Below are 12,103 nucleotides of genomic sequence, written 5' to 3' on the forward strand. Positions count from 1 at the left end.
GGAGACGGTCGCCGCCGACGTCAGCTGGCGGAACCGGCGGCGCGTACGTCGCGCGGGCTCGCGCCGAGTTCGCGGCGGCAGGCCTTGTTGAACGCCTGGAGGTCGGCGATGCCCACGGCCGCGGCGACGGCGGTGATGGAGAGGGTCGAGGACAACAGCAGGTGGCGGGCGCGTTGCAGACGCCGGTGCCGGATGTACGACACGACCGTGCGGCCGGTCTCGGCGCGGAACAGGCGCGTCAGATGGCTGTGGGAGACGCCGACGGCGCGAGCGACGTCCGGCACGGACAGCGGGCCGGCCAGGTGCTCCTCGACATGGGCCTGCGCGGCGGCCACGAAGGGGTGGCGGCCCCGGGCCCCGTCGTCCCCCGGCAGCTCGGCGATACGCCAGAGCGCGGCCCAGACCTCGGCGGTGGCTCGCGGGGGAGAGGTCGCCATGGCCGCCACCGCGTGCCGGAGCAGCTCGGCGAGACGGGTGCTCTCGGCAGCGGCGTCCTGCATCACCGGGACCACGCGCGCGGTCCCGATGTCGTACAGCCGTAGGTGGACGTAGAAGTGCTCCGACCTGCCCCGGTAGTGAAAGTGCACCTCTGTGTCCGGCGGCACGAGGCTCACATGGCCGGGGCGTATCGGGTGGACCGACTGACCGAGGGACAGCGCACCCTCGTAGTGGTAGAGGTGCAACTGCCACAGGTCGGGCAGCCGGAAGACGTCGTGTGTGGTGGAGACACCGTGGACCCCGATGCCGGCGGCGACCACTGTGGGCGGCTCGTCGAGCCGTAGCGTTGCGAGCTTCACGAGGCCGAAAAATTACCAGCAGTGGATGATTTCAGCCCACGACCGAGCCCGGTGGGGCCCGTACGTTCGTCGCATGCCAACCAGCAGACACCTCCTGACATCGGTTCAGGCGGCGCGCTTCGTCGCGCAGGGATTCCTGCGCCTGGACGCGGTGGTGCCGCAGGAGATCAACGAACGGGCCGTCGCGACCCTGACCGAGGGCCTGCCGGCCGTGGCCTACGGCACTCCCCTCGGGCAGGCGTTCCCGCGCGACACCTTCATCCACGACCTGCTCGCCCTCCCGGTCGTCGCCGGCGCGGTGGAGAGCCTGGTCGGGCCTGACCCGACCGTCGACCACCATGCCGTGCATGTGCGCGAGCCGCACGAGGGACAGGCCCAGCCGCTGCACGCGGACGCCATCATCGACGTACGGCCGGACGCGTTCGACCTCCAGCTCATGTACTACCCGCACGAGGTGACGGCCGGGATGGGCGGCACGCTCAGTGTGCCCGGGAGCCATCTGCGCAGAGTCAACGAGACGGACATCGGCCGCGTGCAGAACCTCCGGGGCCAGACACGGCTGACCTGCCCGGCCGGCACGGTCGTCCTGGTGCACCACGGCATCTGGCACGGCGGCCGGCGCAACGACACCGGCCGCCGTCGGCACATGTACAAACTGCGCCTCAACCCCACCGTGCCGCAGGTGCGCCTGTGGGACACCTCCGACCTGCACGACCCGGCCGTGACCGCGGAACTCGGCACCTGGTTCCCCTGGTACGAGCAGGCCACCGGCCGGCTGGAGATCTACCACCGGGTCCTGCTGTGGCGGGCCCTGACCGGCGACGACTCGTTCGACGTCGACCACTGGGTCACGCGCGTCAGCAACCGGCCAGCCCTGAGGAGTCACGCATGAGGCAGCAGATCCTGGTCCTCTACCTCTCGACGTCGGCGCTCGACTCCCACGTCGTGGGCTGGTCCCGCTACGACGGGACCGGCCGGACCCGGCCGACGACCGGCGACAGCGACGAACCGCCCTACGCCACAGGACTGGCCGCACTGCGAGACGGGTGGCGCCTCTTCCAGGCCTCCCAGCTTCTGCCGCCTCAACCGGGTCACGAGTACGACGTCTCCTTCCTCAAGCACGAGTTCCTCTTCGAGAAGCTGGAGGAGAGCAGCAGGTCTTGAGCAGAGCTCAGCGGCCGAACGTGAGACGCGGTGCCGCGTTGCGGGCCAGGGTGTGGGCCTGGTCGGGCCACCAGGTGCCGGCGGGCGGGTCGACGATGCCGTACTCGGGGTCGATCGCGCCGCCGGTGTTGCGCGTGCAGCTGCCGTCGGACTCACCGGGGATCTTGATCCACAGGTAGGCGTCGACGAGGGAGACACCTGTGTCGGCGGTGGGGCGCGGGCCGAGGCCACGGCCGGGCGCGTTGCACCAGATCTCCGGGTCGCCCGTGTACTTGCCCGGCTCCGGGGTCCAGGCGCCCAGACCGTTGCGGCTGGTGTCGATGACGAAGTGGCGCAGTTCGTCGGTCGGCGGGGTGCCCACGTGCTGGTCGAACCAGGCGTCGGTCCACCGCCAGGTGATGGGGTCGGTGGAGGAGACGGCGTTGCCGGGGACGCCGTCGTTGGGGGCGGCGGACGAGTAGTACTGGCCGGCGCACGAGCCGGCGTCACCACGTGCCTCGGTGGCGAACCACATGCACTTCGCGATCCAGGCCCCGTACCTGGCGTTGTCGTCGGTGGGGTGGGTGTTGGACACGTTCAGGGCGAAGCCGTCGCTGTACCGGACCCCGGCGTCCAGCAGCCGCTGCGCCATCTCGCCGACGGGGCGCCACTGGACGTTCCCCGCGTCCAGGTACACCGCGGTGCGGGCCTTGGCCTTCAGGGTCCTGACGGCGTAGGCGAGGTCGGCGATCCGGGCGGTCGTGCGTTCGCCGGTCGGGTCCACGGTGGGTCCGCAGTCCCTGGGAAGGAGGGCCGTGCCGTCGGGTTCGACGACGACCACCGCCTTGCTGTCGCCGATCCCGGCGGCGAAGGCGTCGATCCACTGCCGGTAGGCGGCGGACGACGCGGCTCCGCCGCTGGAGTACTGCGTGCAGTCCCGGCCCGGGACGTTGTAGGCGACCAGGACGGGAGTGCGGCCCACGGCCCGTGCCCGACGGACGAGCCGGCTCACCTTGGAGCGCACCTCGTCGGGCGTGCCCTCGGTGAACCACTCGGCCTGCGGCCAGCTCGCCAGCTTGGACATGTTCACGGCGTTCTCGATGTCGCCGTTCGCGAAGTCCGCGAGCGCCTGCTTCGCGGCCTTGCTGTGCGGATCCACGTAGAACTTCGTGGCCGGGGTGATCACGTCCTGCGCGGGTGTGGCCTGCGCCCGCACCTGCTCCTGCGCCTGCGTCTGTGTCGCGGGGAGAGCGGTGAAGGCGGTGAAGGCGGTGAGGGCCGCGACGACGGCGGCCGTGCGACGCCGTGGGCTGCGTGGTTCCATGGTTGCTTCCTGGTCGATGAGGTGGTGGCGGCAGACGCCCGCCGCCCCGGTGGACTGCCGGTCGCCTGTACGGGATCAGGCGGCGCGAAGCGCCGGCGGCGGGAGTCCTGGATCAGTAGCCGTAGATCATCTTGTAGGCGACCTCGGGGAGGAACTGCCCGGCCGTGGAGCCCGTTCCCACGCCGCAGTTGCCGTCCGACTCACCCGGGGTCTTGATCCACAGGAGCATCTCGGCGCCTCCGCCCGTCCGGGTGGGCGTGCCGATGCGGCGGCCGGAGGGGTTGCACCACTGTCCGTTGGAGCCGTTGCCGTTGCGGCTGGTGTCCACGACGAACGGCTTGGTGTAGCCGTAGCGGGCGCTGAGTTCGCTGTTGACCGCGTTGCCGTAGGCGGTGTTCTCGGCGGTGGTGAAGTAGTTGGAGACGTTGAGCGAGAAGCCGTGAGCCTGACGGAGGCCGGCCTCGTGGAGGCGCCGGGCCATGGTCGCCGCGTCGGCCCAGCGGGGGTTGCCGGCGTCCATGTAGACCCAGGTGTTGGGGGCCTGGCGGCTGAACTCGGCGAGGGCGCCGGAGAGCATGGCCTCGCGTTCGTCGATCTGGCCTTGCGTCATGCAGCCGTAGTCCCCGAGGGAGTCGGGTTCGAGGATGACGACGGCCGGACGGCTCGCGATCCCGCCGGCGAACTGGGCGATCCAACTGGCGTAGGCGGACGGCGAGGCGGCACCGCCCGCTGAGTGCCCGCCGCAGTAGTCGCGGTTGTAGATGTTGTAGGCGACGAGGATGGGCAGCTTGTCCCGGTAGTCCGCCGCTCCGACATAGGCACCCGTGGCGGTGCCGATGGTGCCGCTCCAGGAGCCGAACCAGCGGGCCATCGGGGTGTTGGCGATCGAGGCGTTGATCGCGGCGGCCCGCCCGTCGCCGGGGTTGGCGGCCACCCACCGCTTCGCGCTGGAGTCGGGGTCCACGTAGAACCCACTGGTCATGGTGGTCGGGTCGGCCGCGTGGGCGGACGGTGCGACGGCGAACGCCAGCGGCAGAGCACAGAGCGCTGCCACCGTGGCGCGGAGTCTGAGGCGCATGACAGTACCTCGGTTTCCTGACGGGGATCGGGGATACAGAGAGACGTTGCTTGGGAGCGCTCCCACTGGAAGCGGTCCCAATCGTGTGGCTGGATGGTTGAGCTGTCAATGGTTGGCGCATGCTGAGCTTCCATCCGGACGCCACATGCGGAGGTCCGCTCCGATGAGCCATGGAGTTGGAAGCGGTTCCAGAACTGTCCTCGAGGGCTCCCGCCTGTGGCAGACTCCCGGTTCATGCAAGAAGATGCGCCGCGTCGGCATCCGACGCTCGACGAGGTGGCCGAACGCGCCGGTGTCTCCCGCTCTGTGGCCTCCCGCGCCCTCAACAACGCTCCGCACGTCAGCCGTGCCAAGCGCGAGGCGGTCGAACGGGCTGTGCGCCAGCTCGGGTACGTACCAAATCCGACCGCCCGCGCGCTGGCCACCCGTCAGACGGGTGCGGCTGCCCTGGTCGTCTCGGGAGAGGATCCGTCGATCTTCGCCGACCCGTTCTTCGCCCAGGTGATCGTGGGGGCGTCGGCCGCGCTGGAGGAGGCTGACCTGCATCTGATGCTCTGCCTGGCCGCTTCCGACCGGGGCCGCAAGCGGGTGGCGGAACTCCTTCGGTCCAGGGGCGCCGACGGTGTCATGCTGATGGCGCTGCGCGAGGACGATCCGCTGACGCGGATGGCCGAGGAGGCGCAGATGCCCGTCGTGTTCGGCGGACGCCCGGTCGGCGCGACTCCCCGGTGGTACGTCGACGTCGACAACGTCGGCGGAGCGCGCGAGGCGACCGAGCATCTGGTCGCGGGCGGCCGGAGGCGCGTGGCGGCTGTCTGCGGGCGTATGGACACCGAGGCCGGGCGCGCCCGGTACCGCGGCTACCGTGATGCCATGCTGGGTGCCGGTCTCGATCCGTTCCCGCCGGTGGAGGGGGACTTCACCGAGCCCAGCGGAGCGGCAGTCATGGCCGCACTGCTGGCGGAACGCCCTGACGTGGACGGGGTGTTCGCCGCCAACGACAACATGGCCGCGGGGGCGCTGCGCACGCTGCGGGAGGCCGGCCGGTCAGTCCCCGCCGACGTCGCCGTGGTCGGCTTCGACGACCTGACGGTCGCCCGGATCGCCGACCCGCCGCTCACCACCGTCCATCAGCCCATAGAGGCTCTTGGACGGGAGATGGCGCGGATGCTCGTCGCGGCCGTCAACGGGCAGGACCCCACCCCGCTGATCCTTCCCGCCCGCCTGGTCGTCCGCTCCAGCGCGTGATGGCCGTCGCGGAACGCGTATTGACATCTGGCCGTGGCGCAAGAGGTGTTGACATGGTCGGGTGCCTCTTTAGTATCCGTGACGCAGTCCAGGTTTCCGAATGCTGGCCGAAATTTCGAACCCTTTGTGAAGGGAACGTCTATGACACTCAGGGCGCCGTGGCGCAGTCGCGGGAGGCCTTTGGCGGCGGTACTGGGCGTGGTGACCGCCTTGCTTGCGACGCTCCTGTCCGCGCTCGGTGCCGCTGGGACGGCACAGGCGGCCACGGTGGATCCGAACGCGTGGTACGTGCTGGTCAACCGCGTCAGCGGCAAGGCGCTCGACGTGTCCGGCGCGAGCACCGCCGACGGCGTCCGTCTCCAGCAGTGGTCCCGTCACGACGGGGCCAACCAGCGGTTCCAGTTCGTGGACTCGGGCGGCGGGTACTACCGGCTCAAGGCACAGCACTCCGGCAAGGTGCTGGACGTCTCCCACTACTCCACCGCCGACGCGGCGGACATCGTGCAGTCGAGCGACCTCAACGGCACCAACCAGCAGTTCCGCCTGGCCGACTCCTCCGACGGCTACATCCGGTTGCTCAACCGCAACAGCGGCAAGGCCGTCGAGGTGCAGGGCGCCTCCACCGCGGACGGCGCCAAGGTCGTGCAGTACGCCGACAGAGGCGGGGCCAACCAGCAGTGGCGACTGGTCCGCGCCACGGGAGTGTCGGCGCAGGTGCACACCGCGGGGCGGGTGAAGGACGCCGGCGACGCGGTGCAGTACAGCTGGCCCGGCGTGTACTTCGAGGGCCGCGTCAGGGGCACCGGCGTGGGCATCGTGCTCAACGACTCGGCCGCCGACTACGACGTCCAGGTCGACGGGGCCACCGTCACCACACTCGTCACGCCCGGCGACACCACACACTGGATCAGCGGACTGCAGGACCGTGAGCACACCGTACGGCTCGTAAAACGCAACGACAGCCCAGGCGGCACAAGCACGTTCGGAGGCTTCGTCGCCGCGCCCGGCGGCGCCGTACTGAGCAAGCCGGCGGCCCGCAACCGCCAGATCGAGTTCATCGGGGACTCCCTCACGGTGGGCTACGGCAACCTCTCGACCTCTCGTGACTGCACCGGGGAGCAGGTCAGGCGGACCACCGACGCCGACGTGAGCTACGGCGCCCTCACCGCCCGGCAGCTGAACGCCGACTACCAGATCAACGGCTACTCGGGCCTCGGCATGGTGCGCAACTACAACGGCGGCTCTCCCGACGTGACGTACCGGACCTTCTACGACCGCGCCCTGCTGAACGTGCCTGGCGACGTCTGGCAGAACCCGGGCACCTGGCGTCCTCAGCTCGTGGTGGTCAACCTCGGCACGAACGACTTCTCGACCGCCGTCAACCCCGGTGAGCCATGGACGCCCGACAGCCTCGCGGCCGCCTACCGCACCGCGTACGGCGACTTCCTGCAGAAGCTGCGAACGCGTTACGGCGACACGACCACCATCGTGGCAGTCGGCGCAGGCCAGTTCGCCGCCCATGTCCAGCAGGTGGTCAAGGCCCGCAACGACACCGGTGAGAACCGGGTCCGCTACTGGTTCCTCGACGACACCGGGCTGGACTTCCTGGGCTGTCACTGGCACTACTCGGCGCACGACGACCGACTCATCGCCGACCGGCTCACGTCGTTCGTCGCGGGCCTGCCGATGAGCTGGTGAGAGGGAGTACGGGTGACAGGGGGTGGGGTCAGGACGGGTCGCCGTACTGGAGGCCGCGTCCGTTGGTGCCGACGTAGACGCGGCCGTAGGTGTCGGGGTCGCCGGTGATGACGCCGACGGAGCCGATGCTGCCCCATTGGTGCGCCTTGTCGTTGACGCGGAGCCAGGTGGCGCCCTTGTCGGTGGAGCGGAAGACGCCGGTGACGTCCTTGACCGTGCCGATCAGGTACAGGGCCTGGTAGGAGGCGCCCGGGGCGGCCTTGCCGAAACCGAGCGCGGAGGCGGACTTCACCGTGGTGACCGTTGTGAAGGTGCGGCCGCCGTCGGTGGAGTGCAGCAGCCCCTTGGCACCGCAGGCGATCCACAGGTCCCCGGCGACGCCGGGCACGACCGTGAGCCGGCCGTCGGGCAGGTTGCCGGCGCGGGCGGTGAAGGACGCGCCGCCGTCGGTACTGGCGTAGAGCCTGCCGCCGGACAGCGAGTAGAACGTCCTGGCCGAGGAGCGGTCGGCGACGACCACGGCGTCGGTGTCCAGCCCGCCGACCTTCGACCAGCTCGCCCCCTTGTCGGACGAGCGGTACGGGACCTGGCCGGCCTGCGTCCAGACGATGGCGGAGCCGTCCGCCGCGAGCGCGACATGGCCGTCCTGGCCGCCGGCCACCGGCTCCGCCTTGAAGCCGGTCCAGCTGCGGCCGCCGTCGGTGGAGTAGGCGCCGTCCTGCGCGCCGCCACGTCCGACGCGGACCATCATCGAGGGACGGGACTGGGCGAAGTCGATGTCGGTGCTGTTGGTCATCATCGGGTTCTTCAGCCGCCCGGCGGGCACCTTCGTCAGGGAGCCGTGGCGGAAGCCGCCCTGGTCGCCCATGGCGGTGATGACGGTGGCGCCGCCCGGAGGGGCGATCGCGTCCATCAGCGCGGTCTCCTCCAGTCCTCGCGCCCCCGAGGTCCAATGGCTGATGCCGCCGCTGTCGCCGGCTGTGGCGTCCTTGCTGCGCCAGATGCCGTTGCCGGTGCCGTACAGCACGTGCCCGGAGTTGAAGGGGTCGATGGCCAGGGCGGTCATCCAGTGCCCGGTGTGGGTGCCGACGTAGGGAGCGGCGGAGGCGCTCCGCACCGACTTGCCGGCCAGTGCCTTCCACGCCGTGCCGCCGTCGGTGCTGCGGTAGATCTCGTCCTCGGGCCACCAGCGGCCGAGGGTGGTGACCATCACCGTGGAGGGCTTGCGCGGGTCGACGGCCAGACCGGAGAACCCGTAAGCGCCGCTGGACGGGGAGACGTTCTTCCACCCCCCGCCGGCCGGCGTGTACTTCCACACCGAACCGCCCGTCACGCCGTTGGGTCCGAGGGCGTTCGTGTACGTCAGGTACAGCGAGCCGTCGCCGGAGAGCACGCCGTGCTGCGGCAGCAGGCCGGTGGGCTGCCCGGGGACGGCCTGCCAGGTGCTGCCGCCGTCGGTGGAGCGGTAGAGGGAGGCGGAACTGTCGGCGACGCCGACGTACACCGTCTTGCTGCCGGCCGGGCCGTACGTCACGAAGGAGATGCCCGCACCGCTGCTCGCCCCGTCCTTGACCGGGAACGACGAGACCTGCCGCCATGTCACGCCGTGGTCGGTGCTGCGCCACAGGCCGTTCTTACGGGTGCCGAGCAGCAGGGTGCCGTTGTGCGCGGGGTCGATCACCAGCCGTTCGCCCGCCCCGCGGCCGTCCTCGTTGCCGCCCAGCTTGAACGGCAGGTTGGTGCGCTTGAAGGTGCGGCCCCGGTCGGTGGAGCGCAGGATCGCTCCGTTGCCGGCCCAGTCGTTGGTGTAGGTGCCCGCCGCGAGGTAGAGCCGCCCGGGGTCGACGGCGTCGGTGGCCACCGAATCGATGCCGAGCAGGTTCCAGTCCTTCTCGCCGATCCAGTCGGTCAGCGGGATCCACTGCTCGGTCCCGGTGTCCCAGCGGTAGGCGCCGCCCATGTCGGTGCGCGCGTACAGCAGACCCTTCTCGCGCGGGTTGAACACCAGCCCGGTGACGTAACCGCCGCCCACCACCTGGGCGTTCTTCCACTCATACGGTCCGGCCGCGGCCTGGGTCTGCGCCGTGCCGGCCTGTGAGTCCTCCTGCACGAACAGGAAGTACGGCACGACGAGGGCGGGCACACCGAGCAGGAGGCCGGTGGCGGTCCAGCGACGGCGGTGCCGCCCGCGGTTCGTGGGGCTGTTCATGGTCGGGCTGTTCTCCTTGCGTCCTGTTCAGCAGAGGAAAGACGGATCCACGCCACCGGAAAACCGGCCGGATCCGCTTCCTCGTCGTCACAGGCTCCGCAAAGGTTGCCTCGAGCCGGCCTTTCCTTTCAGGTCATCTCGTGGTGACGCTCGTGCCGGTGACGGAGTCCCAGTCCGGCGAGAAGGCCCCGTTGAACTCCTGGTACGGAGTCCAGGTGGTCCGGCCGACCAAGTCGATGCAACCGAGGCGAGTGAGAGGAACCCCGGCCGCAGCACGGCCGGGGTTCCTGGACGCGGTGAGTGTCGGTCGGTCAGCAGGGGGAATCGCCCACGCCGTCAACCGTTCGCCCACAGTCCTGCAGACCGCACCACATCACGGTCACGGTGAATCGGGAAGGTCAGCGCTGCAGGGTGAGGACACCCGGGCGCCACGGCAGCCGGTTGTAGTCGCCGCCCGCGGTGGGGGACTTGCCCTGGTAGAGGAACTGCAGGTTGCAGGGGTCGATGGTCATGGTCTGGTCGGGGTTGTTGCGGACCAGGTCACCGTGGCTGATGTCGTTGGTCCAGGTGGCACCGCTGTTGGCCTTGCCCGCGAAGGGGTTGGACTCGGTGGCGGCCTGCGGGGTCCACGAGCCGCTCAGGCTGGTGGCCGTGAAGGAGCGGAAGTAGCGCTCCTCGTTCGCACCCCGAGCCTCGACGATCATGAGGTACTGGTTCTGGCCCTTGACCTTGTAGACCTGCGGAGCCTCGAAGAGGTTCTTCGTGGTGTCGCTCATGACTGTCGTGTACGACGAGCCGAAGTTGCCCGGGAAGTTGCCGATCGGCATGCTCGCCCGGTAGATCTTGCCGTTGTCACCGGCGAAGAACAGGTACATGTTCTGGCCGTCGGCGATCAGGGTCTGGTCGATCGGACCGGTGCCGGAGTCGGGAAGGCTCCCGGTGAACAGCGGCTGCGGCGCGGACCAGCCGTTGGGGTTGGTCGGGTCGCTCGACGTGCGGTAGATGAAGGGCCAGGCACCCCACTGGTACGCCAGCACCCAGATGTTCTTGGGCGCGAAGTAGAACAGCGTGGGCGCCACCGCGGACTGGCTCATACCGGTCTGGCCGGCCGATGCCATGTCCGACCAGTTCGTGAAGGGACCGAACATCATCGAGCCGTACGACCCCGATCCAGACACGTTCGACGCGTAGACCAGGTGCTTGCCGTTGTGCGTCACGGTGGTGAAGTCCTTCACCGAGAGCCACCCGTTCGCGGGCTGCGCCAGCGCACCTGTCGACGTCCACCGGTAGGTCGACGGAAGAGCGCACGTGCCGTCCGGCGGGGTCGGATTCCCGGACAGGCCGGTCCACTTCTGGTTGCTGCCGCCGTTGCACGTCCAGATCTGCACCGCTGTGCCGTTGGCCGTACCGGCGCCCGCGGCCTCCAGGCACAGCCCGGACTCCACTCCGACGACCGTGCCGTCGGAGTGCACCCGCCACTGCTGGTTCGCACCGCCGGAACAGGTCCAGATCTGCACCCGGGTACCGGCCGTGGTGGAGTGGCCCGGAACATCCAGGCACTTGTTGCCGTACACGGTGAGCTGGTTGCTGTCCGTCAACGTCCACTGCTGGTTGGTCCCGCCCCAGCAGTCGTAGATCTGCAGGTTCGTGCCGTCGGTCTGGCTGGCGCCCGGCACATCCAGACACCGGCCGGAACCGACACCGCGCAGGGCGCCGGTGGAAGCCGCCTGAGCCGGGGCGGCGACGAGCATCGCCGCCAATGCGGCCAGGGCCGCAACCACGGCGGCGAGCACCGCAGACGGATGCCTGCGGCTGAAACTTGCTCTGTGCATGGGGACTTCCTCAACCTTGAGTAGGCGGTTCCGGTTGGCCTCGTCAGAGGTTGTCCGGACTGTCGGTGTTGTGCGGTGCAGTGCGCAGCGGTCTGCGGACGTGCACCATGCAGACCGCTTGTGACGCCCCGGTCCGGGGGAGGGGAGGCCTGGACGGCGTCGGGTGAGCGTGTCCCGGCCCCGGGCGTCAGGACTGTCCCGGTCGGCGAGCCGCCTGACGCGCACCGAACCGCCTGACGTCCGGTTGGCATGAGCGAAGAGGGCGACGAGAGGGGAAGCCTTGGCAAGGCCATGACATCTGCATGTGATGCGGCTCCTTACCCTGCTGGGCCATGGACTCGGTGCGTTCGCAATATCGAACAACAGTCGGCGGGTCGAGCAACCTGAATGATAGGGAACCGGTGAACGGCGTCAATACCTCTCGTATGTATCGCTAGGAACACCGAAATGTTTCGTAGCTCTCTGTAAGTGAAACAATGCACGTCCCGCCATCAAGTGGCCAGGGAGCCGTAGGTTGCGTGCGGTGTCCGCACGCGGAATCCGTCCCTACCTCGGCCCTCGACTTCGGCCGGGGGTGCCGCCGAGGTTTGCGTCTTCCCGCTGCCCGAAAGTTTCGTTCGAAAAACGGAAACTTTTTCTGCTCTGAGTGTTGACGATCCATCGTCAATCCCTCAATCATCCGACTGGGAAACCGGCCATGCACAGCCGCACGACAGCGCACCAAAGCACCCGCGCCACCCGTTTCGTTCCGGTGAGGTTCGCACCAGCGCATCC

9 protein-coding genes are annotated in these 12,103 nt (G+C 69.5%); 4 read left to right on the top strand and 5 right to left on the bottom strand.

The window, feature by feature from the left end:
* Positions 1-20: 20 nt before the first annotated feature.
* Positions 21-797 (bottom strand): helix-turn-helix domain-containing protein, encoded by a 777-nt coding sequence (locus RKD23_RS38610; RefSeq protein WP_424858011.1) that lies wholly within the window; start codon positions 795-797, stop codon positions 21-23.
* Positions 798-870: 73 nt separating this feature from the next.
* On the opposite strand from RKD23_RS38610, the gene RKD23_RS38615 reads away from it, so the two are divergent.
* The gene (locus tag RKD23_RS38615) at positions 871-1,689 is read left to right on the top strand and encodes a phytanoyl-CoA dioxygenase family protein (protein ID WP_424858012.1); all 819 of its coding nucleotides are present in this window, start codon (positions 871-873) and stop codon (positions 1,687-1,689) included.
* Positions 1,686-1,961, top strand: a complete 276-nt coding sequence (locus tag RKD23_RS38620) for a hypothetical protein (RefSeq protein WP_424858013.1) — start codon at positions 1,686-1,688, stop codon at positions 1,959-1,961. The genes RKD23_RS38615 and RKD23_RS38620 overlap by 4 nt, the downstream gene beginning before the upstream one ends.
* Before the next feature lie 7 nt (positions 1,962-1,968).
* Here RKD23_RS38620 and RKD23_RS38625 read toward each other — a convergent pair whose 3' ends face one another.
* Together RKD23_RS38625 and RKD23_RS38630 are read right to left on the bottom strand one after the other, a co-directional pair.
* Positions 1,969-3,264, bottom strand: coding sequence for a glycoside hydrolase family 6 protein (locus RKD23_RS38625; protein ID WP_424858014.1), 1,296 nt, complete (start codon positions 3,262-3,264; stop codon positions 1,969-1,971).
* Positions 3,265-3,376: 112 nt separating this feature from the next.
* Positions 3,377-4,342: a glycoside hydrolase family 6 protein gene (locus RKD23_RS38630; RefSeq protein ID WP_424858015.1), complete on the bottom strand. Its 966-nt coding sequence runs from the start codon at positions 4,340-4,342 to the stop codon at positions 3,377-3,379.
* Positions 4,343-4,576: 234 nt separating this feature from the next.
* Between RKD23_RS38630 and RKD23_RS38635 the strand changes: the two genes are divergently transcribed.
* Both RKD23_RS38635 and RKD23_RS38640 read left to right on the top strand, forming a co-directional pair.
* Positions 4,577-5,590 carry a LacI family DNA-binding transcriptional regulator gene (locus tag RKD23_RS38635; protein ID WP_424858016.1) on the top strand — a complete coding sequence of 338 codons (1,014 nt, stop codon included), beginning with the start codon at positions 4,577-4,579 and terminating at the stop codon, positions 5,588-5,590.
* 141 nt (positions 5,591-5,731) lie between these two features.
* Positions 5,732-7,288: an RICIN domain-containing protein gene (locus tag RKD23_RS38640; RefSeq protein WP_424858017.1), complete on the top strand. Its 1,557-nt coding sequence runs from the start codon at positions 5,732-5,734 to the stop codon at positions 7,286-7,288.
* Positions 7,289-7,316: 28 nt separating this feature from the next.
* Here RKD23_RS38640 and RKD23_RS38645 read toward each other — a convergent pair whose 3' ends face one another.
* Complete coding sequence (locus tag RKD23_RS38645) at positions 7,317-9,497, bottom strand: carbohydrate-binding protein (protein WP_424858018.1); 2,181 nt, start codon at positions 9,495-9,497, stop codon at positions 7,317-7,319.
* Positions 9,498-9,895: 398 nt separating this feature from the next.
* Complete coding sequence (locus tag RKD23_RS38650) at positions 9,896-11,329, bottom strand: non-reducing end alpha-L-arabinofuranosidase family hydrolase (protein ID WP_424858019.1); 1,434 nt, start codon at positions 11,327-11,329, stop codon at positions 9,896-9,898.
* Positions 11,330-12,103: the final 774 nt, after the last annotated feature.

The organism is Streptomyces sp. SAI-170 (assembly GCF_049739565.1).
In the GTDB taxonomy this organism is placed as follows: Bacteria; Actinomycetota; Actinomycetes; order Streptomycetales; family Streptomycetaceae; genus Streptomyces.